At 50.1% G+C, this 25,651-nt stretch carries 26 protein-coding genes; 18 read left to right on the top strand and 8 right to left on the bottom strand.

The genetic code is table 11. From position 1 onward, the window contains the following. Window positions 1-59 precede the first annotated feature (59 nt). Entirely contained in the window at window positions 60-638 is a 579-nt protein-coding gene (locus tag ACJAZW_RS00130) for a hypothetical protein (RefSeq protein ID WP_415154734.1), read from the top strand. Here ACJAZW_RS00130 and ACJAZW_RS00125 read toward each other — a convergent pair. From ACJAZW_RS00125 to ACJAZW_RS00110, 4 genes are read right to left on the bottom strand one after another with little or no spacing between them, the layout of a single operon-like run. Next, a complete protein-coding gene (locus ACJAZW_RS00125) occupies window positions 635-1,405 on the bottom strand; it encodes a class I SAM-dependent methyltransferase (protein WP_415154732.1) in 771 nt (256 codons plus the stop codon). The genes ACJAZW_RS00130 and ACJAZW_RS00125 overlap by 4 nt on opposite strands. A gap of 11 nt (window positions 1,406-1,416) precedes the next feature. Further along, the gene (locus ACJAZW_RS00120; RefSeq protein ID WP_415154730.1) at window positions 1,417-2,895 is read right to left on the bottom strand and encodes a hypothetical protein; all 1,479 of its coding nucleotides are present in this window, start codon (window positions 2,893-2,895) and stop codon (window positions 1,417-1,419) included. Further along, window positions 2,889-3,827: a DUF6384 family protein gene (locus ACJAZW_RS00115; protein WP_415154728.1), complete on the bottom strand. Its 939-nt coding sequence runs from the start codon at window positions 3,825-3,827 to the stop codon at window positions 2,889-2,891. The genes ACJAZW_RS00120 and ACJAZW_RS00115 overlap by 7 nt, the downstream gene beginning before the upstream one ends. Before the next feature lie 47 nt (window positions 3,828-3,874). Beyond that, window positions 3,875-5,059: a cell surface protein gene (locus ACJAZW_RS00110; RefSeq protein ID WP_415154726.1), complete on the bottom strand. Its 1,185-nt coding sequence runs from the start codon at window positions 5,057-5,059 to the stop codon at window positions 3,875-3,877. 140 nt (window positions 5,060-5,199) lie between these two features. Here ACJAZW_RS00110 and ACJAZW_RS00105 point away from each other — a divergent pair, with 140 nt between their 5' ends. From ACJAZW_RS00105 to upp, 15 genes are all read left to right on the top strand, one after another. Next, window positions 5,200-5,658, top strand: coding sequence for a CoxG family protein (locus tag ACJAZW_RS00105; RefSeq protein ID WP_415154724.1), 459 nt, complete (start codon window positions 5,200-5,202; stop codon window positions 5,656-5,658). 131 nt (window positions 5,659-5,789) lie between these two features. After that, the gene (locus ACJAZW_RS00100) at window positions 5,790-7,022 is read left to right on the top strand and encodes an ABC transporter substrate-binding protein (RefSeq protein WP_415154722.1); all 1,233 of its coding nucleotides are present in this window, start codon (window positions 5,790-5,792) and stop codon (window positions 7,020-7,022) included. Beyond that, complete coding sequence (locus ACJAZW_RS00095) at window positions 7,022-8,725, top strand: ABC transporter permease (protein ID WP_415154720.1); 1,704 nt, start codon at window positions 7,022-7,024, stop codon at window positions 8,723-8,725. Before ACJAZW_RS00100 ends, ACJAZW_RS00095 begins: the two co-directional genes overlap by 1 nt. A gap of 3 nt (window positions 8,726-8,728) precedes the next feature. Beyond that, entirely contained in the window at window positions 8,729-9,373 is a 645-nt protein-coding gene (locus ACJAZW_RS00090; RefSeq protein WP_415154718.1) for an ATP-binding cassette domain-containing protein, read from the top strand. A gap of 240 nt (window positions 9,374-9,613) precedes the next feature. Further along, window positions 9,614-10,630: a BMP family lipoprotein gene (locus ACJAZW_RS00085; protein ID WP_415154716.1), complete on the top strand. Its 1,017-nt coding sequence runs from the start codon at window positions 9,614-9,616 to the stop codon at window positions 10,628-10,630. Window positions 10,631-10,656: 26 nt separating this feature from the next. Beyond that, window positions 10,657-12,231 (top strand): ABC transporter ATP-binding protein, encoded by a 1,575-nt coding sequence (locus ACJAZW_RS00080; protein ID WP_415154714.1) that lies wholly within the window; start codon window positions 10,657-10,659, stop codon window positions 12,229-12,231. Window positions 12,232-12,246: 15 nt separating this feature from the next. Further along, window positions 12,247-13,368: an ABC transporter permease gene (locus tag ACJAZW_RS00075; RefSeq protein ID WP_415154712.1), complete on the top strand. Its 1,122-nt coding sequence runs from the start codon at window positions 12,247-12,249 to the stop codon at window positions 13,366-13,368. Between the two features lie 8 nt (window positions 13,369-13,376). After that, window positions 13,377-14,339 carry an ABC transporter permease gene (locus ACJAZW_RS00070; RefSeq protein ID WP_415154968.1) on the top strand — a complete coding sequence of 321 codons (963 nt, stop codon included), beginning with the start codon at window positions 13,377-13,379 and terminating at the stop codon, window positions 14,337-14,339. A 1-nt stretch (window position 14,340) separates the two neighbouring features. After that, a complete protein-coding gene (cdd, locus tag ACJAZW_RS00065; RefSeq protein WP_415154710.1) occupies window positions 14,341-14,751 on the top strand; it encodes a cytidine deaminase in 411 nt (136 codons plus the stop codon). Further along, a complete protein-coding gene (locus ACJAZW_RS00060; protein ID WP_415154708.1) occupies window positions 14,748-15,551 on the top strand; it encodes a purine-nucleoside phosphorylase in 804 nt (267 codons plus the stop codon). The genes cdd and ACJAZW_RS00060 overlap by 4 nt, the downstream gene beginning before the upstream one ends. Beyond that, window positions 15,548-16,537, top strand: coding sequence for a deoxyribose-phosphate aldolase (gene deoC, locus ACJAZW_RS00055; protein WP_415154706.1), 990 nt, complete (start codon window positions 15,548-15,550; stop codon window positions 16,535-16,537). Before ACJAZW_RS00060 ends, deoC begins: the two co-directional genes overlap by 4 nt. 9 nt (window positions 16,538-16,546) lie before the next feature. Next, complete coding sequence (locus ACJAZW_RS00050; RefSeq protein WP_415154704.1) at window positions 16,547-18,916, top strand: aldehyde dehydrogenase family protein; 2,370 nt, start codon at window positions 16,547-16,549, stop codon at window positions 18,914-18,916. 13 nt (window positions 18,917-18,929) lie between these two features. Next, entirely contained in the window at window positions 18,930-20,246 is a 1,317-nt protein-coding gene (gene deoA, locus ACJAZW_RS00045) for a thymidine phosphorylase (protein ID WP_415154702.1), read from the top strand. A gap of 34 nt (window positions 20,247-20,280) precedes the next feature. Further along, a complete protein-coding gene (locus ACJAZW_RS00040) occupies window positions 20,281-21,498 on the top strand; it encodes a phosphopentomutase (protein ID WP_415154700.1) in 1,218 nt (405 codons plus the stop codon). A gap of 18 nt (window positions 21,499-21,516) precedes the next feature. Beyond that, window positions 21,517-22,146 (top strand): uracil phosphoribosyltransferase, encoded by a 630-nt coding sequence (upp, locus tag ACJAZW_RS00035; protein ID WP_415154698.1) that lies wholly within the window; start codon window positions 21,517-21,519, stop codon window positions 22,144-22,146. A 53-nt stretch (window positions 22,147-22,199) separates the two neighbouring features. On the opposite strand, the gene ACJAZW_RS00030 is transcribed toward upp, so the two are convergent. The 4 genes from ACJAZW_RS00030 to ACJAZW_RS00015 form a co-directional block, all read right to left on the bottom strand. Next, complete coding sequence (locus ACJAZW_RS00030) at window positions 22,200-22,820, bottom strand: HAD family hydrolase (RefSeq protein ID WP_415154696.1); 621 nt, start codon at window positions 22,818-22,820, stop codon at window positions 22,200-22,202. 32 nt (window positions 22,821-22,852) lie between these two features. Beyond that, window positions 22,853-23,425: a TadE/TadG family type IV pilus assembly protein gene (locus ACJAZW_RS00025; RefSeq protein WP_415154694.1), complete on the bottom strand. Its 573-nt coding sequence runs from the start codon at window positions 23,423-23,425 to the stop codon at window positions 22,853-22,855. Beyond that, a complete protein-coding gene (locus tag ACJAZW_RS00020) occupies window positions 23,425-23,955 on the bottom strand; it encodes a TadE/TadG family type IV pilus assembly protein (protein ID WP_415154692.1) in 531 nt (176 codons plus the stop codon). The genes ACJAZW_RS00025 and ACJAZW_RS00020 overlap by 1 nt, the downstream gene beginning before the upstream one ends. Window positions 23,956-24,062: 107 nt before the next feature. After that, complete coding sequence (locus ACJAZW_RS00015) at window positions 24,063-24,524, bottom strand: pilus assembly protein N-terminal domain-containing protein (protein ID WP_415154690.1); 462 nt, start codon at window positions 24,522-24,524, stop codon at window positions 24,063-24,065. Window positions 24,525-24,851: 327 nt separating this feature from the next. On the opposite strand from ACJAZW_RS00015, the gene ACJAZW_RS00010 reads away from it, so the two are divergent. Together ACJAZW_RS00010 and ACJAZW_RS00005 are read left to right on the top strand one after the other, a co-directional pair. Then, window positions 24,852-25,028 (top strand): Flp family type IVb pilin, encoded by a 177-nt coding sequence (locus ACJAZW_RS00010; RefSeq protein WP_415154689.1) that lies wholly within the window; start codon window positions 24,852-24,854, stop codon window positions 25,026-25,028. Window positions 25,029-25,187: 159 nt separating this feature from the next. Continuing rightward, the coding region (locus tag ACJAZW_RS00005) for an A24 family peptidase (protein ID WP_415154688.1) at window positions 25,188-25,651 on the top strand (464 nt) is incomplete at its 3' end.

The following is a 25,651-nucleotide window of genomic DNA, read 5'->3' as shown; positions in this document are numbered from 1 at the left end:
TTCCAGACGAATTTTGTCGTTTATCTCACCCGCAAGTTCAATTTTGCGGGTGTTTTATTTTGACATACTTAAAGCTATTTTCTGTCGTCGCTCTGGCGCTGTTCCTTAATGCATGCGTTTCCCTTTCGACCATTAAAACCATGCAAACCATGTCGGACTTTGACCCGTTGACGAGTGATATGGCCAATTTGGTTTTTGGCGTACAAGCAACACCCAAACTAAAAGCTCAGCCAGATACGTCGAAATACACAATGACCCTGCAAGTGGCAGGTGATGGCCCCTCGACCACACGATTTGGATTGGTGCGAGTTGAGCCGAGCCAGTTGGCACTCAACAATATTCCGCAAAATCGCGGCAAGGTTCTAAGCCTTTTCCAATTCTCTGAGGAGGCAAAACAACAGATCACGGCCCATCAGGCATTATTGCGGGACATGAAGTCGAAGAAAACAAAGTCAGTTAGTCTTTCCATTGGTGTGTCGCCTGATTTTTGTAAGACTGAGCGGATCGATTATGCGCGTGAACGGTTCAGCGTCTATATTGCTCAAGGCGGCAAAGGCGACCTGATGCCTTTGATCGACAACTTGACGCTAAAAGAGCTGTTGGAAAAATCCAAAGACAAGGAAATTCGCGATTGCTAATAAGTTTTTTCACACCAAAAACATTCTGTGACATAGGGGAACGCCAGTTCGGTCTTGCCAATTAATGCCGGGTGTTTTGCAATAAGGGTGCGCATTTCTTCTTCAATCGTTTTGCGTGTCGCAGCATCCTGCGCCGCCACGAAGCTCACCGACATAAATCGATTGATGATCACATCTTCAGGCGACCCAAAATGAGCGTGCGCAAAGCTGCTTGAATGCAAATCAGTAAAGCCAGTTGCCGGGAAAACATTGCGCCAATCGCCTTTGTAATAGCGCGGGGCGTCCCCTTCATATGGGGTGACGATTTTGGTCAGTTCAGCAACCCAGTCGGTATTCTCGTCGCGCACATTCCAGACAAGTCCCAACCGTCCACCGGGTTTTAGAATACGGTGTATTTCCGCCATGGTCTGCTTGGTCGCAAACCAATGAAATGCTTGCGCGCAAATCACAAAATCTACGGACGCATCGGCATGCGGCATTGCTGTTGCGGTGCCCTTAAGCGTCTGAACTTGTTGTAAATTGTGCGCCAATTGCTCGCGCATGGCATCAACCGGTTCTACGCCGATAACATTATTGGAAATCTCACAAAGCCGTTGGGTAAACTTGCCTGTGCCAGCCCCCAAATCAACAATTATGCTGTTACGCGAAACACTCAAGTCATCACGCAACCACTCGAGAATCTTTGGAGAATAGTCGGGCCGCCCTTTTTGATAGGCATTAGCGGAAGTTTGATATCCCTTTGCTGCACTATCGTGAACGCCCGTCATATATTCTCCTGCTAAAACTTACCGCCAGTTTTAAAGTTACCGTGTTTGCGTGTGCCTTTTGACCCTTGCCGGGACGAACCGCGTGGACGCGTAAAGTCGCTGCTTGGGGAGCCAAACGAGCCAAAGTCGAGATTGCCCTTGCTCCATGGCCCAGGCTTTGAGCGCTCGTTTTTGCTGCTGCCTGAGCGCGGAGTGTAGCCCGAGCTGCGCTGTGCTTCTTGCCACAGTCCCCAATAGCCGGACGCGGTGACCGCGCCTTTTAAAAACTCGCCAAGTAGGTCTTCAACCAAATGGTCGTCAAATTTCATACGCGGATCGTCAAAATTGGATTTTTTGAACTCCCATTCAATGTCTTCCAGCTCGCGACGCCGGGCGGCGAGGGTTTTTAATCTGGCTTTTGCCTCGTTGATATCGTCGTCTTGTTCCAAAATCTCTGCTCGCACGGCGTCAATTTTTCGAACGATCAAATCGTCGTCGCGGCTAGAGGTCTGGCGCGCTGCTTCATAAAGCTCAGAAACGGTTTCGCGTTGCAAACCCGCGGTCAGGGTCTCAACCGCTTCACGATAGGCGCTGTCACCGCCTTCAGAAAGTTTGGAATGCTTGCGCGCCAATTCATCCCGCTCGTCTTCCAAGCGAATTTGTGCTTCATCAATTGCCGTGATTTCTTTGGCCGCTTTTTCAGAGTTTAGCCGAAAGGATTTTCCGCCTGCTGCATCAAAAGCTTTGTCTTCGAGCTTTTTCAGTTTTGCATGTTCTGTATCTGCTTCTGCAAGCAACCGCTCGGCATGTTCGCGCAGGCGCATTGGAATCTCGTTGAGAACTGAAAAGTTTGGTTTCGCGTCATGGTAGCGCACCATTTTGGCGATCATCTTGTCGAAAAATCGGATCAAATTGTTGCTGCTGTAAGAACTGGTGCCAAAGCCGGTTTCCCAAAGATACATAAACAACGGGTCTTCGCGATAAGGTTTGCCCTTTTCGTCGCAATCCGCTTCTGCCACCTCAGTTTTCTTCAATGCATGTTCGGCAACGCTCTTTGCTTCATTGGCTATGGAGAGCTGAGATTGATACTTCTCATCGGTCTTCAAGGTTTTGAAAACATCGCTACTTAAGGCGTCGAGTTCAGCTTCAGCTTTTTCAAAAATGGCTTGCGCGTCTTGCCGTTTAGACAAGATCTGTTTGATCTCGCCATCAATTTCGTCCAAGCGTTCGCCAATTTGATTAAACTGACTTTCGTGCTTTTCAAGAATAGAGCGCGCTTGCGCTTCAGCCCGTGATATTTCGCCGGTGATTTCAGTTTTGCGCGCAGGGTCAAGCCGTAACTCAGCCAAGGCGATGAACTGCTCTGCTTCGATTTCACGCAACCGACCAATACGAGAACCCGCGTCGGCAGACAATCGCGAAACCTGTTTTTCTTCTTGTCGGATATCATTTAGCGCCCCATCAAGTGAGCGCAAGGCTTCAGGGCCAGATATCTTTTTGCTTCTTACCATTGTGTTATCTCACCACCCAAAACCGGAAGCACATAGTCGACATCCAAATACCCATATTGCTTGAGGCCCATAATATTGTTTTGGATGATGCCGTCGTCCACCTTGTCGTCACGAACGCCATTAAACACAACCTCAGAAACCCGAACGCCCCATTGACTGACAAGTTCGGCCTGTCCATTTTCTTCATTCAAAACTGTCAATGTTTGCGCGTCGCCATCGGTGCCAATGGCTTCTACGATAATGTAGTAATTGCGCGCGTTCTCGTTGACATCGGGATAGGTCCAAACGCCGGTGTCTTCTCCCTCGCGATTGACAATTTGCAATCTATATTCGTTTTGCAACTGGGCCAACGTGGCGGTGAGCTCAGCAATCGCTTGCTCAGCACGAGATGCATCAGACGATGCCGCCGCCGTTTTACCCCGAGCCGCCGTTTCGTTCGCAGTGACGACCGCGCTTTCAACTTTTGAAGTCGATTTTATTTGCGCGAGCAGCTGATCCAACCGCGCGGGTAGCTCAATTTGCACCCGCTCAATTGCGGCATTTGCTTGCCCTTCGACAAATGGTTTGTATGCAAAATTGTAGCCTGCAAACCCGATAATGGCGGCCAAGGCGATAACCAAAACGGGCTTGCCCCATTTTTTGCGAGACACATAAATTTTTGCGAGCATATAACCCACACCACCAGTTGGTGGCGTGTAGGCAAACCGCGCTTCGTTGAGCGCGGCTACCCCTTCGCGTAAAATGCGGTCCGGCACGTCAATGCCCTGCTGAGAGTAGACCTTGCGTAAGCGTTCCATCAAAGCGCCTTCGCGCTCCTCTTCACCCAATTCGCGGGCGACGAGTTTCTCGCTATGGCGCAGCGTATCCACCACATCCATGGCGAGCATGACTTCATCCAGAGGCGCTGTGTTTTTCTTGTTGGATCTGCTCATCAAGTTCTACTCATCAAACCGATATTGTTCGTGCCGCCCGTCCTTGCTTAGCCTTTTTGCTCAAGCAAGATTGTGTTTCCGTCAGCCGCAAGGCGCGCAAGGCGTTGCTTGCCGTCTTCAACCGCATCACGGATTTCGGTTGAGTTCTTCGTTGATTGCTCGCGCATTTCATTGATGATTGTGCGTGAACGCTCTTGGAAGTTTATAACGCTATCGACCAGTTTGATGACGGCATCCGAACGAATTGTTGGTCCGTAACCAGCCTTAAGTGCTTCTTCTTGCACGGTGTCACCAATTTCAGCCAATGTTTCAAGGCTTTTTGACATGCCTTCTTTCATGGCATTCAAGGTTTCAGTGCTCTCATGCAGGCCGAACAAGCCGGTAAAAGACGCGCTTAGCGCTGTAAATACGGTTTCGTTGGTCGAAAAGAACGAAATTGACTGCTGATAAACACGTTCTTTTGCGTTGGTGGTTTGCATCAAGCGCGCCATCACAACTTCAGACGTGTTGTAAGAAATCGTCAAATTGTCCGATAGATCTTTTGAAATTTGGTAGCGACGCTCTTCGTTCTGCATATCGCGAAGGCGCTCATCACGGGCCATTTCAAGCCGGGCGCGGTCTGCAGGTGTGCCTTCAGTAAAATCTTCAAGTGCCTTGCTTGCCGCGTTCAGCGCGTCTTTGCATGCCTGCAATTCTGTTTCTGCTTTTTCGAACACCTCTAAAGCCATGACCTCAGATTGTTTCAATGCGCCGCGGAAATCGCGATAGGCTTCAAGAATTGTGTGTTCGCGATCAATCTGGTCTTTCGTGTCTTTTGTAACGTCTAGAAAGATCGTGCGGATTTTATCAAAACGCGATGGGATGTCGCCACGGGTGACCTTCATCCAAACGTTAGATGCGCGCTCAAGCATATCCAGCTTGCCGTCTTCGAGTTGATCAACCATGCCCTTAGCGTCGTCGCGAATGCTGTCAAAACCTTTGGTGATGTCTTCGTAGCGCTCACCAATGCTCATGGCAGCGATTTGCTCGCGCACGACTTCATTGAAGATGCTGGATTGGTTCAACGTACGGCCGATCAAAATCACGCGGGTTTCGTCAAGTTCCGTGATTTGTTCGAGCAAGGCAGTAATTGGTGCCTCTTCTACATTTTCTGGCCATAGGCCCATTTCGCGGATCGCACCCATTGCTTTGTCCAAATATTGCAATGGTTTTTCAGCAAGTTCAGTCGCCATGATGTTTCTTTCCCAAATTTTCGGCTCAAGGCCATTTTTTGATGCCCGTAAGCTTTTTACCGCTAACGATTGACAGGTTGCAACCATGTTACCATGTGTTGGAGATATTGTGTCAAAATCGCTCAAGGTAAAGGGTTTTCATGAAATTTGTTGGACATTACATTATTTCCGCCTCTCGTAAGGACGTTTGGCACGCGCTCAATGATACACAAATCCTTAAAGCCTGCATTCCCGGCTGCCACAGAATTGATTGGATAGATGACGCAAATCTGGAAGCCACCATCAAGGTCAATCTCGGCATCGCGCATCCAAAATTTGTTGGCGATCTCGCATTGTCAAAAATTGATCCGGCGCGGAGCTATACACTGTCAGGACAGGGGCGCGGCGGGCTCTTAGGACTGGCAAAAGGCTTCGCTGACATCGAATTGGATGATCATTCCGAAGGCTCAACGTTGAAGTTTTCTGCCTATGGTGAGGTGTCCGGATCGATCGAAAAAATCGGCGCCAAACTGGTCAGCGGTGCCGCCCAAGGGGTGATTGATCGCTTCTTCGAGCATTTTGCAGAGCAGTTCGGCGCAACCGCAGTTCCCGTTGAATAAGCGAAAGCATACCTGCGGCGCTGCGCACGGTTCATTTTGCCCCCTCACAATGATATAACATCAATGTGTGTTGCACTTGTTTGTTCGCAAATGCATTTTTGGAACAAACCAACAAAGTCATTTGAGGGAATATGTTGAAAACGCTTGCAAAAAAATTTACCGCTATGGGGTTGGTAACAATTGCCATGTTGGGCGGGGTTGTTCAGGCTGATGAAGTAGATGCTAGCGACTGGCCATCGGTTGTTGCAGCTGCAAAAGGTCAAGAAGTATATTTTAACGCTTGGGGCGGTGCGCCGAACATTAACGCCTATATTGCCTGGGTCGGCGATCGGGTGAAAGCGGATTATGGCGTCACGCTCAATCAGGTAAAGCTTGATGACACAGCTAATGCGGTGAACCGAGTGGTGACAGAAAAGGCGGCGGGTCGCGATGAAGGCGGTTCGGTTGACCTCATATGGATTAACGGCGAAAATTTTGCGTCCATGAAGCGCCAAGGCTTGTTGATTGACGACAATTGGTCAGAGAAACTACCAAACTATCAATTTGCTGACATTGCAGGCAAGCCAACACTGACCTACGATTTTACGGTGCCGGTGGATGGTCAAGAAAGCCCATGGGGCATGGCGCAGCTGACGTTTTATTATGACAGCGCAATGGTTGAAACGCCACCAACCAACCTTGAAGATTTGGCGATTTGGGTTGAAGCAAACCCGGGCCGTTTTACCTATGCAGCTCCGCCAAACTTCATCGGCACGACATTCCTCAAGCAGGTGCTTTATGGCGTTATCAAAGATCAATCGGTTCTGCGCGGTTCGGTTGATGACGCAGATTTTGACGCCGTCACTGCACCTTTATGGGCATATCTTGATCGCTTAAAACCCAATCTTTGGCGTTCTGGTGAAATCTATGCGGCAGACACGACGCAGTTGAAAAACCTGTTGGCCGATGGCGAAATTGGCTTTGCCATGACATTCAATCCCGGCGAAGCGTCTTCAGCGATTAGCGCGCAAGAATTGCCAGCAACCGTGCGCTCATTCGTTTTAGATTATGGGTCAATGGGAAACTCCCACTTCGTGACCATTCCATATAACGCCAATGCAAAAGCGGGCGCGATGGTTGTCGCAAATTTCTTATTGTCAGCAGAAGCGCAAGCCCGCAAAGCCGATGAAAACGTCTGGGGCGATCCAACGGTGCTGGACATCAATTCCCTTTCTGCTGAAAGCAGGGCCCTGTTCGAAACGCTTGAGCGTGGCCCAGCAACTTTGGCCCCAGATCAGTTTGGTGCGACATTGCTAGAACCTGACGTGAGCTGGTCTGCTAGGCTGGAAGATGAATGGGCTGCCCGATACGTGCGCTCTAACTAATGCAAACCAAAACTAAAGGTTGGGGCGATCCGCTATGGATGGCCCCGATCTTCATGATCGTTGTTCTCACGGGGCCTCTGATTGCCGGACTTGCTGGCGTCTTGTTGCCAGCGGTCGGATTTTTCCCCTCGCTTGGTGGCGAGCAATTCACGCTAAATTATTTGCACGCGGTGACCCAAAAACCCGGATTTTGGCATTCGGTAAATTTGTCGATTTGGATTGGTTTGGCAACGACGCTAATATCTTTGGTGCTTGTAACCAGCTTCTTTGCATCACAGTGGGGCAGTTCAAGCTTTAGAACCATTTCCCGTTTTATTTCGCCGCTCATGTCCGTGCCGCACGCGGCAGCGGCTTTTGGCTTTGCGTTCCTCATCGCGCCGTCAGGATGGCTTGTTCGCCTGTTTTCTCCGTGGGCAACGGGTTTTACCCATCCCCCCGATTGGTTGATCATCAACGACCCAATTGGCAATGCTTTGCTGTTCGGTCTGGTGTTAAAAGAAATTCCATTTTTATTTCTGGTTGGATTAGCCGCGTCCAGCCAAATCAATGTGGATGAACGGCTCAAAGTGGCGCGATCGCTGGGGTATGGCCGCGTATGGTCTTGGTTCACAGCTGTTTTCCCCTCGTTCTATAAACAAATGCGTTTGCCCATCTATGCGGTCATCGCTTTCTCCTCATCGGTTGTCGATGTTGCTTTGATTTTGGGGCCAAACTTCCCTGCAATGTTGCCCGTGCAGTTGCTGCGTTGGATGAATGACCCTGAATTGGAAATGCGTTTTGTTGCAGCAGCAGGTGCGGTTTGGCAGCTAGGTGCAACGCTCACAGCGTTGTTGATTTGGCGTGTTGGTGAAGCAATTGTTGGCTATGTCGGGCGGCGCGCATCTGTCAACGGTGAGCGCCATAAATCAGACGCTTGGTTTCGTTTCGGTTCTGCATCGGCCATGAGCATGATGGTTGTGGTTTTCATAATGTCTTTGATTATTCTCCTCATTTGGTCAATTGCCGGTTTTTGGCAGTTTCCACATATTTTGCCTGCCAACTTCACATTGTCCAGATGGATGAGTAACGGTCCCACCCTTTGGGTGCCTATAACAAATGCCATCAAAATCGGCATCACCTCAACGCTGTTTTCCGTGGTTTTGACCGTCGCCTGTTTGGAAAACGAATATCGTCGCAATATTGAATTCACTCCTTCAGCGTTGCGCATTTTGTACCTGCCCTTGATCGTGCCCCAGGTTGCCTTTCTGTTTGGCATTTCGGTGTTTTTGGTGCGCTACGGTTTGGACGGCAGCTTCTGGCCGGTCGCCATGGCGCACACAATATTTGTTTTGCCCTATGTGTTTTTGTCCCTTGCCGCGCCGTATCGAAATTATGATCAGCGCTATTTGCGGGTCGCCGCATCATTGGGTACCACTCAAAACCGTGCCCTTTTTGCCGTGCGTTTACCGATGATGCTCAAACCGATTTTGTTGGCCGCCGCACTTGGAATTGCCATCTCCATTGCACAATATTTGCCAACTTTGCTGATCGGCGCGGGCCGTGTTCCCACCATCACAACAGAGGCGGTGGCGCTCGCTGCTGGCGGTGATCGGCGGTTGATTGGGGTATATGCTTTGGTGCAAATGCTTTTGCCTGCTATCGGATTTGTTGTGGCAGCTATGGTGCCGCGGCTTGCGTTTCCCAACAAAAAGTATTTCAGGTAGGTGATGAAACATCCAAACCACAAAAACGCTCTTTGTCTTGAAAATGTTCGTTTGTTTCATGATGGCAGTAAGCTGTTTGAACTTAACGTCAACGTACAACCGGGCGAAGTTGTTACCATTATGGGGCCATCGGGTTCCGGCAAATCGTCACTGCTCAATCTCATTTCGGGTTTTTTACCACCAAGTTTTAGTTTTACGGGGCGCGTGGTGCTCGATGATGTCGACATAACCGATGCTGATCCGGCGCAAAGAAAAGTTGGATTGATGTTTCAGGATCCGCTGCTCTTTCCCCACTTTAATGTCGAAGAAAACTTAATGTTCGGCTTGCCCGCAGGCGGCAGTCATCACGAACGCTGCAACAAGGTTCGTGCAGCGCTTGATGCGGTGAATATGGCCGATCTTGGTCGCCGTGATCCGCTGACCTTATCGGGTGGACAACAGTCACGCATTGCGTTGTTACGTGTTCTATTGTCAGAGCCCAAAGCCTTGTTATTGGATGAGCCTTTTTCCGCACTTGATTCTGGGTTGCGTGGTAAAGTGCGCGATTTTGTCTTTTCGCAGGCAAAAGCCAAAAAACTACCCACACTTTTGGTGACCCATGATCACGCAGATGCTGACATGTCGGGCGGGCAAATAATCACCATATAAAATTTTACCATGTAGTAAAACACCATGGTTTTGCTGGTGAATGTGCTGGTGTTTGACCGAACGGTCAAAAAATACTTGTAATTGCGCTCCACACCAGCTAACGATTGAAGGAAGCAAGCTGGCGTTTTTGCTTGCGGAGGACCTGATAAAACGCTTGAATTAAAAACATCAAATGGACGCATAGCAGGTTTATTGACCTGTTGTGTTAAACCATATGACGACGTGACAAGGGAGACATTCATGACCGTCCAAAATAAAATTTCTGGTGGTGCAAAAGCCGTACTTGGCGCAGCAACATTTGCTGCTTTGATGACAGGTGTGGCGCTTGCCCAACCTGCGTTGGTTTATGACGTAGGCGGCAAAAACGATAAATCTTTCAATGAAATGGCTTGGAACGGTGCGGAAGCTTATACAAAAGCAACTGGCAACCCGTACCAAGATTTAGAAATCCAAACAGATGCACAGCGTGAGCAAGCACTTCGTCGCTTTGCGCAACAAGGTGCAAACCCAATTGTGGTGCCTGGCTTCACATGGGGCGGACCACTTGACGTTGTGGCTCAAGAATTCCCAGACACTCATTTTGCGATCATCGACATGGTTGTTGATCAGCCTAACGTGCGGTCTGTGTTGTTTAAAGAGCAAGAAGGTTCATACATTGTTGGCGCACTAGCGGCGATGAAGTCTGAAACCGGCACAATCGGCTATGTTACAGCGTTTGATTTCCCACTGCTTCAAGCGTTTGGTTGTGGTTACGTGCAAGGTGCACGTGCGGTAAACCCAGACGTTGTCGTGCTTCAAAACTTCATCGGAACAGATTTTGGTGCCTTTAACGACATCAATACCGGTGGTGAAGTTGGTCGTTCACAGCTTGAGCGTGGTGCGGACGTGCTCTATGCAGCCGCAGGCGCATCTGGTGAAGGCGTGTTGCAAGCAGCCTCTGATGCCGGCAAATTTGGTATCGGCGTTGATAGCAACCAAAACTACCTCTTCCCAGGCACAATGTTGTCATCAATGGTGAAGCGTGTTGACGTTGCGGTTCAAAATGCATTCACAGACGAGATGAATGGCAACTGGACTTCAGGCATCCAATCACTTGGTTTGGCTGAAGGTGGTGTTGGCGCTGCTATGGACGAGTACAACGCCGCGCTCATCACACCAGAGATGCAAGCCAAAGTTGAAGAGCTTACTGCCAAGATCAATTCTGGCGAGATCGCTGTACACGATTATCGTTCAGACAATTCTTGCCCAGTTTCATAATCGAAGGCTGGTAACGGTAACTCAATATGGTTGAGAACTTAACTCAAGCAACTCAGCAGCCCTCGCGGGCTGCTGAGTCTGTTCCTGCGATTGATCTAAGAGGCGTTTCGAAGTCTTTTGGCCCGGTGCAGGCAAATAAAGACATCAACTTGACTGTAAAGCGTAATTCGATCCACGGCATTGTTGGGGAGAATGGTGCTGGCAAGTCGACTTTAATGTCGATCCTATATGGCTTTTACACAGCCGACGCCGGCGAAATTTACGTCCATGGCGAGAAGGTAAAAATCAAAGATTCTAGCCATGCCCTGGATTTGGGTATCGGCATGGTGCACCAGCATTTCATGCTGGTCGAAAATTTCACGGTACTTGAGAATATCATTCTTGGCGCTGAAGGTGATCATCTCCTTGCACCAAGTATGGCTGCGGCGCGCAAGGAATTGACGCGACTGGCTGAAGATTATGGGTTGAATGTTGACCCGGACGCGATCATCGAAGACCTTTCGGTGGGGCAAGAGCAGCGTGTTGAAATTCTCAAAGCGCTTTATCGTGGTGCCGACGTGCTCATCCTGGATGAGCCAACGGGGGTGTTGACGCCAACTGAGGCGGATCAATTGTTCCGCATCTTGGAACAGCTTCGCGACGAAGGCAAAACGATCATTTTGATCACCCATAAGCTGCGCGAAATTATGGCCATTACCGATACTGTTTCAGTGATGCGGCGAGGTACGATGGTTGGTACCGTCGCCACCAAAGATACATCGCCAGATCAATTGGCAGAAATGATGGTCGGCCGTCGTGTTCTGCTGCAAGTTGAAAAAACTGAAGCCAAGCCGGGTGAGAAGGTACTTGAAGTCGAGAACCTATCTGTGACCGACGATATTGGTGTGCCGCGCGTCAAGAACGTCTCATTTGACGTCCGCGCTGGTGAGATTGTCGGCATTGCAGGGGTCTCCGGCAACGGTCAATCGCAATTGTTGCAAGCCATTTCGGGCATGTTTTCACCGCTTTTGGGTGAAATTCGGATCAATGGTAAAAAGATCAAGTTCGATGGCGACGGTGTTGCAGCAGAAGTGCGCCGGATGGGGCTGGCCCATGTGCCAGAAGACCGGCACAGAATGGGCTTGGTCACGCAGTTCGAGGAGTGGGAAAACTCCATGCTCGGTTACGAAGATGCGCAAAAATATGGCAATGGGCCAATGCTTTCGCTCACCGCAGCTCGAAAAGAGGCGGACAAACGCATCGAGATGTTTGACATCCGCCCGCAAAACTCGCGCCTAAAGACCGCAAATTTTTCTGGCGGCAATCAGCAAAAAATTGTGCTAGCCCGTGAAATGGACCGTGATCTGGATATTTTGATTGTCGGCCAACCCACGCGCGGCGTGGATATCGGGGCGATTGAGTTCATCCATAAGCAAATTATTGAATTGCGCGATCAAGGTAAAGCGGTGCTTATGGTATCTGTTGAGCTGGATGAAATCCGATCGCTTTCGGATCGTGTACTTGTGATGTTTGACGGTGAAATTGTCACCGAGTTGCCACCAACTGCAAGTGAAAAAGAGTTTGGGTTGGCAATGGCCGGGCTAGACCCAGCTGAGCAATAAATCGGGGGAATTGCGATGAGTTCGAGACAGCCATTGCCGAATTGGGCATTGAATGTCCTTATGCCAGCCATGAACGTGTTGCTGGCGCTAATTGTTGGCGGACTTGCTGTCGCTGTGATTGGGGAGAATCCGTTCGAAGCCATGAAAGTTCTGGCCTACGGGGCTTTTGGCACCGGCACGGGCATGGGCTTCACCTTGCATTTTGCGACCAGTTTCATCTTTACCGGCCTCGCAGTTGCGGTCGCATTTCATGCAGGTCTGTTTAATATTGGTGGTGAAGGTCAGGCGTATGTCGCCGGGCTTGGCGCGATCATGATGGCGCTTTGGCTTGACCAAACCCACTGGATTATTGTGCTGTTCGCTTCAACTTTTGCTGCGATGGCACTCGGCGCAATCTGGGCCATCATACCAGGCTATTTGCAGGCAAAGCGTGGCAGCCATATCGTGATCACAACGATCATGTTTAACTTTATCGCCTCTGCGTTTATGAGCTACATGCTCGCCCGAGTGATCACCAACCCTGGCGCAAACGCTGAAACACGCACGATTGCCGAAGCCGGTCGATTGCCGTTAATGGCAGAATATTTCAGTTACTTCAAATATTCGCCGCTCAACGTAACATTCATCTTTGGTATTCTAGCGCTGATATTTGTTTATGTGCTTATTTGGCGCACAAAATTGGGCTTCAAAATCCGCACACTTGGCTCCAACCCCGAAGCCGCTCGATATGCCGGGATCAACGCCGTCACGATCATTATGATTGCTATGGCCATCGCAGGCGCATTGGCCGGTCTGATGGCGGTAAATGAAGCGGTTGGCGTACAAAAACGCCTGGTTGTTGGTTATGTCCAAGGCTTTGGCTTTGTGGGCATCGCCGTGGCCTTTATGGGCCGCGCACATCCGGTTGGCATCGCATTCGCTGCCGTTTTGTTTGGGGCGCTGTACCAAGGTGGGTTGGAGTTGGCTTTCGTTATGCCGTCGGTACCAAGCGACCTCGTGGTCGTTATTCAGGCACTCGTTATTCTTTTTTCTGGTGCCATGGACGAAATGTTTAAACCGATGCTTGAGCGCATATTTGGAGCGTTCCGGTCGCCCTCGGGAAATCAAGACGACACAGCTGAAAAGAAGGAAGTGTAACGATGGGCATGAACGATATCATTTTCCTTCTTGATTCCTCTGTCCGGTTGGCAGTGCCTATTCTGTTGGCTACGCTTGCAGGGTTATTTTCCGAGCGCGCAGGCATTGTTGACATCGGTCTTGAAGGCAAGATGCTGGGCGCGGCATTTGCCGCCGCTGCAGTGGCCTCGCTGTCGGGTTCAGTGTGGTTTGGTATGCTTGCAGCCATAGCGGTGTCAACAGCGATGTCGATGATCCACGCCTTCGCGTCGATCAATTTGCGCGGCAACCAAGTCATTTCTGGCGTCGCGTTGAACTTCTTGGCTGCTGGTTTAACAGTGTTTATCGGCCATTCGATATTCAAACGCGGCGGAACCACCCCGAATTTGCCTCAGGATGCTCGTATAGGGCCTATTGAATTGCCATTTGCCACAGAAATTGGACAAGTGCCGTTCATTGGTCCAATCTATGAGCAATTGATTTCTGGACATACGATCATTGTCTATTTTGCGTTTGCGGCTGTGCCCATCACGGCTTGGGTGCTTATGCGTACGCGTTTCGGTTTGCGTCTGCGCGCGGTTGGTGAAAATCCCAAAGCACTCGACACGGCGGGCATTTCAGTTTTCAAACTGCGCTACCAAGCATTGATTGTTACAGGTGTTCTGTGCGGCATTGCGGGGGCTTATTTGTCAACGTCACAGGGGGCAAACTTTAGCGAAAATATGACCGCAGGACGTGGTTTTATCGCGCTTGCTGCCCTCATTTTCGCAAAATGGCGGCCTTGGAACGCTCTTTGGACTTGCTTGTTGTTTGGTGTGTTGAGTGCCGCGCAAATCAGATTGCAAGGCGTTGAGTTCCTATTTATTGGGGAAGTGCCGGTGCAATTTATTCAAGCACTGCCATACATCCTGACTGTTGTGTTGCTGGCTGGATTTATCGGCCGCGCTGTTCCACCAAAAGCTGTTGGGCAGCCCTACGTCAAGGAGAGATAAAATGGATGCGGTAACGCAAGCCCTTTATGATGCGGCCCAAAAGGTGCGCAAGCATGCACACGTGCCCTATTCTAACTTTCCAGTAGGCGCTGCAATTTTGGCTGATGACGGTGCGATTTATGCTGGTTGCAATGTCGAAAACGCAGCTTATCCGCAAGGGTCGTGCGCTGAAGCATCGGCGATTTCGGCAATGATTGGCGCAGGGGCAAAAAAGATACACCGCATCTTTGTAATCGGAAAAGGTGTCGACCCTGTCACCCCGTGTGGCGGGTGTCGTCAACGTATCCGCGAATTTGCCACGGCTGAGACCGTGATTATTTGCACAAGTGAAGACGGCGATTCAAAAAGCTATTCGATGAGCGAATTGTTACCCGACGGGTTTGGCCCAGAAAGTTTGGAGGCGGTAAAGTGAGTGCAGCAAATGCAAATGCAGAAATCATTCGAGATCGTGCTGGTTCTGAACCAATTGAGGTCGCATTAGTCCTGGGATCAGGATTGTCAGGTGTTGGCGATTTGCTCAGTGATCGCGAAGAAATTCGCTACGATGAGCTTGTTGATTTTCCAACAGGTGGCGTGTCTGGGCATGGCAAGGCTTTGTTGGTTGGCACGTTAAGTGGCAAGCGTACTGCGATCTTGACCGGCCGCGCCCACTATTACGAAGAAGGCCGCGCCGACGTGATGCGCGTGCCGCTTGAAACAATGCGCGCAGTTGGCGCAAAAACGCTGTTGCTGACAAATTCTGCCGGGTCTTTGGAGAACGACATTGCACCGGGCGAATTGATGATGATTTCTGATCACATCAATTATAACGGTTTTAACCCGCTGATTGGCGAACCAACAGACGACAGGTTCGTCAACATGGTTGATGCCTACGACCCGCAATTGCGTAAACAGGCGCTATCCATCGCAGACGATTTGTGGATTACGTTAAAAGAAGGCGTTTACGCTTGGTACTCTGGCCCGACATTTGAAACGCCAGCCGAAATCCGCATGATCAAAGGTTTTGGGGCGAACGCTGTCGGCATGTCTACGGTTCCGGAAGCGATTTTGGCGCGTTTCTTGGGGATGCGTGTTTGGGCTTGTTCATCGATCACGAATATGGGTGCAGGGCTGTCGGATGAAACCATCTCCCACCAGCACACCAAGGAAATGGCGCTTAAAGGCGCGAAAAAACTCGAGCAGTTGCTCGAAAGATTGGTAGGGGAATTATGACCCTCAAAGCTATTTCAATTGATGCGCATAATCACAATCATCAGCGAAATCCGGGTTTTGATCTGGATTTGGGATGGTTGCGGCAAGTGCGCATGAACCGCTCGGCGCTTGAACGCCGCGCATCGACAATTGGCACCCGTCGCTCCGTGAAAAAGCAATGGCAGGTTGCGTGGTTACTCCGCGCGATCACCGTGATTGATCTGACGACGCTGAACGGCGACGATAGTGCGGGGCGCGTTGAACGTCTATGCGCAAAAGCCCGTCAGCCGGTTCGCCCAGAAATTCTGGCCGCACTTGGTGCCGGAGGATTGAAAATCAATCCCGGCGCCGTTTGCGTCTATCACAATTTCGTCGAAACCGCTGTGCATGCGCTCAAAGGCACGGGTATTCCGGTGGCAGCGGTTTCCACGGGTTTTCCCGCCGGGCTTACCCCGTTTGAAACCCGCGTGAAAGAAGTTGAAGCCTCGGTTGCCGCTGGTGCAAAAGAAATCGACGTAGTGATTGAACGTCATCATGTTCTTAATGGTGACTGGCAAGCCCTATATGATCAAATGAAGGCCTTCCGCGAAGCTTGCGGTGAAGCGCATTTGAAAACGATCTTGGGAACCGGCGAATTGGCGACGCAGACCAATGTGGCAAAAGCGTCATTGGTTTGCATGTTGGCCGGGGCTGACTTTATCAAAACGTCGACAGGCAAGGAAAAGGTCAACGCTGATTTACAAACATCTTTGTCGATGATCCGTATGATCCGCTGGTTCCACGAAGAAACCGGCGTTGAAATTGGCTACAAGCCCGCTGGTGGTATCTCAAAAGCCAAAGATGCGATTACTTTTATGGCGTTGATGAAGGAAGAGCTGGGCAACAATTGGTTGCAACCGCACCTGTTCCGCTTTGGCGCTTCTAGCCTTTTGACGGATATCGAAAGACAACTCGAACATAATGCGACCGGTCGCTATTCAGCCGACTATCGCCAACCGATGGTTTAGGGCAGGACAATGAACATTCCTGAGATTTTCAAGAACCTTGAATATGGTCCAGCCCCTGAGGGGGACGAGCAAGCGGTGGCGTGGCTTGATAGCCATGCCCGCAAGTTCGGCAGCTTCATTGATGGCGACTTCACAAAGCCCGGCAAAACGTTCGCCACAAACAATCCAGCGAACGGCAAAGAACTGGCGCAAATCACCCAAAGCACTAAGGCTGACCTGGACCGCGCGGTAAAAGCGGCACGCAAGGCAACTGGTCCTTGGCAAGCCTTGTCCGGCTTTGAACGGGCAAAGTTCCTTTATGCAATTGCCCGCCAAGTGCAAAAACACGCGCGCCTGTTCGCGGTGCTTGAAACCATGGACAATGGCAAACCCATCCGCGAAAGCCGTGATGTGGATGTGCCTTTGGTGGCGCGTCATTTCTATCACCATGCAGGCTGGGCCCAGCATATTGAGCGCGAGTTCCCAGACCACCAGCCCTATGGGGTTTGCGGGCAAGTTATCCCGTGGAATTTCCCACTATTGATGATGGCATGGAAAATTGCGCCAGCCTTGGCGGCAGGCAACACAGTGGTGTTGAAACCTGCAGAACTCACGTCGCTTACAGCTTTATTGTTTGCAGAGATTTGTCGTGAAATTGGCCTGCCAGCAGGTGTGGTCAATATCGTCACTGGCAATGGTGAAGTCGGCGCGGCGATCATGGAACATGAAGGTATAGACAAAGTTGCCTTCACCGGATCAACAGGTGTCGGCAAAGCCATTCGCAAAGCAACCGCAGGCTCTGGCAAAGGCATTTCGCTCGAGCTGGGTGGCAAGTCACCGTTCATCGTTTTTGAAGACGCGGACATTGATAGCGCGGTTGAAGGCTTAGTGGACGCGATTTGGTTCAATCAGGGCCAAGTATGCTGCGCTGGTTCACGGCTATTGGTCCAAGAAAGCATCGAGAAGCGTTTCATCAAAAAACTTAAAGCACGCATGGCAAAATTGCGTGTGGGTGACCCGCTCGACAAAGCCATCGACATCGGCGCGATGATTGCACCAATTCAGATCGAACGCGTCACAGAATTGATGAAAAAAGGCGAAGCAGAAGGCGCGATAAAATATCAGCCTGATGGCGAATTGCCGGCCGATGGTTGCTATATGAAGCCAACGCTTTTCACAAATGTGAGCCCTGCCAATACGATTGCCAGTGAAGAAGTTTTTGGCCCCGTTTTGGTTTCTATGAGTTTCCGCACACCTGATGAAGCGGTCGCGCTTGCCAACAATTCTCGCTACGGACTTGCGGCCAGCATTTGGAGCGAGAACATCAATCTCGCACTCGATATCGCGCCGCGCATTCAGTCTGGCATTGTGTGGATTAACTCCACCAACCAGTTTGACGCTGCATGTGGTTTTGGCGGTTATAAGGAAAGTGGATTTGGCCGTGAAGGCGGCAAAGAAGGCATGTCAGCCTACCTGCGCCCGACGTGGGAAACCAAGCTCAAAGCCTTGCCTGCAACGCCAAAACCCGCTGCGCCGAAATTGTTTGAAACAGATGGCATTGATCGCACAGCCAAACTCTATATTGGCGGCAAGCAAACACGTCCGGACGGCGGCTATGCCCGCCCAATCACTGGGCCGGATGGCAAATTGATCGCCGAAGTCGGCGAAGGAAATCGCAAAGACATTCGCAACGCAGTGGAAGCCGCCAGAGGCGCTTTGGGTTGGGGCAGCAAAACCGCCCACTTGCGGTCGCAAATTCTGTATTACATGGGTGAAAATCTCGACTACCGCAAATCTGAGTTCGCGGATCGCATTCGCGCCATGACGGGTGTGAGTGCCGCTGCTGCAAAGAAAGAAGTCGATCAATCTATCGAGCGCTTGTTTGCTTTTGCGGGATGGGCCGACAAATATGATGGCGCAGTGCACAATCCACCAACCCGGTCGATGGTTGTGGCCATGGTAGAACCGATTGGCGTTATCGGCATAACTGCGCCAGATGAAGCGCCTTTGCTCGGCGCGATTTCTTTGCTCGCACCTGCAATTGCGATGGGCAACACGACGGTGTTGGTGCCATCCGAACATGCGCCCTTGGCCATGACGGATTTTTATCAAGTCATGGATACGTCTGATTTGCCGGGCGGCGTGGTGAACATTGTGACGGGCGAAAAAGACAGCCTAACCAAAACGCTTGTCGAGCATGACGGCGTTGATGCGCATTTTTATGCGGGTGACGCAGCGGGCGGTAAATTGGTCGAACAAATGTCGATCCACAATCTCAAACAAACATGGACCAACAAAGGCAAAGCCATTGATTGGACCGACAAAGCGATTTGTGAAGGCGACTATTTCTTAGCCCGCACAACACAAGTCAAAAATGTATGGGTGCCTTACGGCGCCTAAATGGTGAGTATTTATGGTCTTTTTGCCCCAAGAAGTGATTGCCAAAAAACGCGACGGTGAGCGGCTTTCTAGTGAAGAAATCACCGCTTTCATTGCGGGCCTGACCAATGGTGAGGTGAAGCCTGAGCAAGCCGCCGCTTTTGCCATGGCCGTCTACTTCCAGAACATGGAATTGGATGAGCGCATTGCGTTGACAGAGGCCATGCGCGACAGCGGCGATGTGCTTGATTGGTCAGACTTTGATGGGCCGATATTGGACAAACACTCCACAGGTGGCGTTGGCGATAATGTCTCTTTGATGCTTGCGCCAATTTGGGCCGCTGTTGGCGCTTATGTGCCCATGATTTCTGGCCGAGGATTGGGCCACACGGGCGGAACGCTCGATAAATTTGATGCGATCCCGGGCTATACCACTAGCCCAGACAACGAATTATTTCGCAAAGTTGTGCGTGAAACGGGTTGCGCAATTATTGGTCAAACGGCCAATTTGGCCCCGGCAGACAAAATTATGTATGGCATTCGCGATGTGACTGCGACGGTCGAAAACGTCTCCCTGATCACCTCCTCAATTCTGTCAAAAAAACTGGCAGCTGGTTTGGATGCGTTGGTGCTTGACGTGAAGGTTGGTACCGGAGCCTTTATGCGCACCGCTGGCGACGCGGATGAATTGGCCAAAAGCCTCGTTAATGTAGCAAACGGTGCAGGGGTGAAAACTTCAGCCTTGATCACCGACATGAATGAACCTTTGGCCAGCGCTGCAGGCAATGCGGTGGAAGTGCGCAACGCTGTGAGGTTCCTCACAGGCGCGCACCAAGACAAGCGTTTGCTCAGCGTTACGATTGAACTGGCCGCGCTCGGGCTTGGTCTTGCTGGCATTGAAAGCGACATGGTGATTGCCCGTCAGAAATGCCAAACGGCGTTGGACAATGGTGCCGCTGCCGAACGGTTTGGCAAAATGGTTTCAATGCTTGGTGGTCCGACAGACTTCGTCGAAAATCACGATACCTATTTGCCAGTTGCGCCGATCATTCGTGATGTTTTTGCAGACCGTGAAGCTAACATTTCGGGTGTCGATGCAAAGGGCGTCGGCATGGCGGTTGTGGTGCTAGGGGGCGGTCGCAAAACCCCCGGCGATCAACTCGATTATGCAGTGGGCTTTGACCGCATCACGCCAATAGGCACCAAATTGGACGCGAATACACCGATTGCGCGTATCCACGCCGCAGATGAAGATAGCGCCTCAGAGGCCGCTAACCGGTTGCGCAAAGCCTATCAATTTGGTGAAGTGGGCGCATCGAGCGAACTTTTTCACGGCCTGATCACAAACTGATCTGACCGCTAGTTCTAAACATATGGAGGCAAATATGCCCCGAGCGATATTGTGTGTTCTGGATAGTTTTGGCATTGGCGGCGCGCCGGACGCAGCAGTGTTCGGCGATGAGGGCTCGAATACGCTTGGGCATATTGCGGATGCATGTGTGCAGGGACTGGGCGATAAAACTGGTTTGAGAGCTGGCCCGCTTAACATCCCCAACATGGACATGCTTGGCCTTGGCCAAGCAGCGTTGGGCGCAAGTGGTGAACTGCCAGCAGGTTTATCGGGTGAACATAGAGCGGGCATATGGGCGCATGCCAGCGAAGTTTCAAAGGGTAAGGACACCCCGTCAGGACACTGGGAAATTGCAGGTGTGCCGGTAGTATTTGATTGGGGTTACTTCCCCGAAACTGCGCCAACTTTCCCAAAAGAATTGACTGATGAATTCATCAAGCGCGCCAACTTGCCCGGTATTTTAGGGAATAAACATGCGTCGGGTACTTTCGTCATTGCCGAGTTGGGCGAAGAAAGCATCAAAACCGGCATGCCAATTTGCTACACCAGCGCGGACAGCGTGTTTCAAATTGCGGCGCATGAAACCCACTTTGGTTTGGATCGATTGAATGAGATTTGTGAAATCGCGTTTGATTTGGTGAAGCCCTATAATATCGGTCGTATTATAGCTCGACCCTTCGTTGGTGAAACGCCAGACACGTTTGTACGCACGGGAAATCGTCGTGATTTTTCAATCAAACCACCGGAGCCAACTTTGTTGGACCGCGCCAAAGATAACGGTCGGCAAGTTTTTGCAGTGGGTAAAATATCGGATATTTATGCGGCGCAGGGGGTGACCCATAAGATCAAAGCCAACGGCAATATGAAGCTGTTCGATGCCACATTGGACGCAATTGACATGGCGCGGGATGGCGATTTGATTTTTACAAATTTTGTGGATTTCGACATGCTTTATGGCCATACACGTGATGTGCCAGGTTATGCCGCAGCGCTAGAGCGGTTTGACCAACGCTTGCCTGAAATTATTGCCAAAATGAATGAAGATGATTTACTCATACTGACGGCTGATCACGGTTGCGATCCGACATGGCAAGGCAACGACCATACGCGCGAACAAGTGCCTGTTTTATTGTTTTCCCCAAGTTTGACCAAAGGATCAAAGGGCGCTAGATCGACATTCGCCGACATTGGTGAAACAGTGGCTGCATGGCTGCAATTGCCTGCCGGACCACACGGCACCGCGTTTTTTTAAGGATCAAGGACGACGAATATGAAAAATGTAACGGTTATTGATCACCCGCTGGTGCAACATAAGCTCACGATTATGCGCAACAAGGAAACCTCGACCGCAAGCTTTCGTCGGTTGTTGCGCGAAATCGCGCATCTATTGTGCTACGAAATAACCCGCGATCTCGAGCTTGAAGATATCGACATTGAAACCCCAATTCAGCCGATGAAAGCACCGACACTCAAAGGCAAAAAATTGGTTTTTGCTTCAATCCTGCGCGCAGGTAATGGATTGCTTGAAGGAATGTTGGACCTCGTGCCATCCGCCCGCGTTTCACATATAGGTCTTTATCGGGACCCTGAAACACTTGAAGCGATTGAGTATTATTTCAAAGCCCCATCAGATGTGGCAGACCGTTTGGTCGTTGTGGTTGACCCGATGTTGGCAACCGCCAACTCTGCAATTACAGCTGTGGACCGTATCAAACGGCGCGGGGCGGATAATTTGCGGTTTCTTTGCTTGCTTGCAGCCCCCGAAGGCATTGTGCGCTTTCAAGAAGCGCATCCGGACGTGCCGATCTTCACCGCAGCAATTGATGAACGGCTAAACGAAAAAGGCTACATCATTCCGGGTCTGGGCGACGCTGGCGACCGGATGTACGGAACGCGATAACTCAGAAATAGAATTTGATTTGGGGGGCAAAGCACGGGTTGCTTTGCCTTTTTTTATGCCGCTTTGAGCGGCAGTCCAAATTCAATAAGCTCTTTGCGCGCCTGCGCAGGGTTCTCAAAATGGACAGCCTTCATGCCCAAATAACGCGCGGCGGTCACATTTGGAAAGCTGTCATCAATCAAAACGCATTGGTCGGGCGCTAAACTATACCGGTCCAAAAGCCGATGAAAAATCCGATAGTCTGGTTTGATCAATCTTTCATTTCCTGAAACGACGATACCGTCAAACTTGCGCAAGAATTCGTATTTTTCCAAACACTCGTGAAATTTCTCGCGGGAAAAGTTGGTAATTGCAAATGTCGGGATTTCTGCTTCGATCAATTCATTTTGAATATCGATGGTACCCTCAATTAGGCCCGATATCATTTCGTGCCAACGCCGATCAAAAGCCGAAATCTGCTCGAAATATTGCGGAAACTGATTGGTTTTCTCTTGAATACCTTCGGCATAAGACTTGCCCGCATCAAACTCAATGTTCCAAAGGCTGGTGCAGACATGGTCATGAAACCATTGCGCATCTTCTTCGGTATCAAAAAGTTTGCGGAATAAATACATTGGGTTCCAGTCGATAAAAACCCCGCCCAGATCAAATACTGGGACCAAATAATCTGACATATGGGAAATCCGTTTGTTGGGGGTGCTGGAAGTTAGTTTAAGAGGATTTCAGCATCAAAGCGAGGGCGATAGAAGTAGGTTTTTTCCAATGTAAAGCCAGACTGGAAGATAAAATCGACAATTGGTACCCATTGTGTGGTGGCTTCACCAATGATGAGGTATTTCTTTTTGGATTGGTTGGCCATTTCCGGCGGCAATGCGTAAATTGAGTTTTTCGCATATTTGACGCCACCATTAAACCCTCTGCTCCATCGCACCTTTGCCTTGCCCTTTTTATTCACATAAACGCTGGTGACAACTTGTTTAAGTGTCCCAGCAGGATAGGGGGCCATGGTGAATTCCGCAGCTTCGAAATAATCGTCCAAAACGGTGCTTGGCAATGAGCCGTCTGCACGAGCGACAAGATCGCCAACTGCGCCTGCCACGACAGCCAAGCGACGATCCATAATAATCAGGCGGCTAACTTCTGCAGTACCGATATAGGTAAGCAACAGGATTGGCAAAATGAGCGCAAACTCGACCGCTGCAACAGCCTTGGTATCTCGGCTAAATCGCAAGGCCGCATTTTGGAAGAAGCGAAGAGACTTGAAAATCAATATGCTCATCAAAACGGCTCATTCATGAATACACGAGCCGACGAAATGATCAGCGAGCTACCATATTTGGAGAATCCAAAATCGAAGCCCAAAAATGTGTTCCACTTGTAATAGGCTTCCACCAGAATGACTTGCCTGGAATTCCCGGGTGCAAATTGTTCTACCAATATCCAGTCGCCGTTCTCATCTACCGGCGGGGTGGTGTCGGCAACTGCGAAGTTTGCAATAGGGCGCGTGCGCAACTTGATCCCCGGGCAGTTGATCAACCCAAATGTACGCTCGCAAACTTTAGTGCGAAAATCGGCAGCAGAATAACTCTTGGCTTCACCGATCATAATTAATCGGGCTGCATCATCAACGGCACTGTCAAAAATTTGGCTACCTAGAAGGAACATACCCGTTTCCAAAATTGCGCCGATTAGGGCGAAGAATGGCAATGCTAGTAGTGCGAATTCGATAGCGGTCACGCCATCGTCTTGACTGGCGAGGCGCTTGGTCTGGCGTATGAATAATGTTCTGAAATTCCTAATCAAAGCCAATTCCAAATCCACAAACGGGAGTTTTCAAGTATTGAGTATCGAACAAGAACATTACCGTTCCATTGAAAACTGAGCTTCAATGCAAACTATTGTGTGTACCTGATAGATTAGTTGCCGCTGTTCACGCTGGTTGCCGTGTTTAGAGAATCAACGATATCTTTAACATAATCGGGGTGGTCGCCACCCAGCGCCATCGGCTGACAATTCGGCGCACACGAGATAGACGTCTTTGCACTGCCTTGAAAGACGGTGACAAGATTTGCGCCATCAGCACTTACATTAATGATGAGATCGGCGATCGGATTGCCCACCGCATCTAACGCAATCAAGTTGGTTGAACCATACCCTTTGCCCGTCAGAACTAAAGTCCTGGGGTCTTGTATGGTTGCATCCGCTATGATGGGGTTGCCAATTACTATGGTGGAAGCGGCAGAAGGTAGCCGCAAAATGCGGGCCATATTCATCATGACGCTTATCTCGCTTTTAGACTCCGCAGCAATTGTTGCGGTTGCTATTGCGATCCCCAAAACACCAGCGCTGATCCCAGCGGCGAATTTTGCAAATGTCATGATTTACCTAACTGTAACTATAAACTCACGCCCAACATGCACAATAATGGTGAACAAATGGCAAATATGCCCAATTGTGCCATGCCCGGGTGCTGCACCCTAGTAAAGATGGAAGGAAGGAAATAGTTGTATTATTCTAGTTACAAACTGTTAACTATAAAAAGTAACGATATAGTAATCATAAGTAACGCGACTGGCTATGCTTAGGCGCTGCTAGTTCAAATTAACACTATTTCAAGAAAGCAAGCTTAAGTTGGTGTTCGAGTTCGGTGGTGAGGATCGGACAAATTTATTGTCACGTCGTGACAAAGAGCAAGGAGCAACAAAATGAATTTGGTAAAAAAGTTTCTAAGTGACGAGTCAGGCGCGACCGCAATCGAATACGGTTTGATCGCAGCATTGATTTCTGTCGTAATCATTGGTGCAGCAACTGCAATGGGCGGTCAGCTGTTCGCAGTGTTCAATAGCATTACAGTGGCAATGGGCGGCACAGCTGCATCATAATAAGCCACATGATCACAAGATGTGATCTACAGCTAAATACTAAGGGGGGCAATTTGCCCCTCTTTTTTTATGTGCTTTTGCATCAGATTTACTGCGGCCTAACTATTTCCCGGTAAACAAGCACCATCCAGACGAACGAATTTAGTAGAGATTAACCACATGCTTACTTCAGTATTGGCTTTAGCTTTTCCGCTCCTAATGGCATTTGCAGCAGCCTATGATTTGCTGACCATGCGGATTCCCAACTGGATTTCGTTGGCGCTAATCGTCAGTTTTGCAATATGCGCCGTTGCCATAGGTATGCCGATCCAACAGGTCGGTATCCATGTCGGTATCGGTGCCGCCGTGTTGGCTGTTGCCTTCTTATTGTTCATTCCAGGTTGGATTGGCGGCGGGGACGCAAAACTTGCAGCAGCGATTGGGCTGTGGATGGGGGCTGGAGAACAAGCCGTGCAGTATCTCGTGTACTCTGCCTTTTTGGGCGGTGTACTGACGTTGCTTTTATTGTTGTTTCGCTGGAAAGTGCCGAAGACTTGGCTGCCAAAAGCCGAGTGGATACTTCGATTGCATGACAACAAAGTCGGTGCGCCATACGGAATTGCACTCGCCATCGGGGCGATGAT

Origin of the sequence: Maritalea sp. (assembly GCF_047634455.1) — a bacterium.
Taxonomy (GTDB): Bacteria; Pseudomonadota; Alphaproteobacteria; order Rhizobiales; family Devosiaceae; genus Maritalea.
The sequence above is the reverse complement of the archived record's forward strand: the minus strand, read 5'-3'. Positions and strand labels throughout refer to the sequence as shown.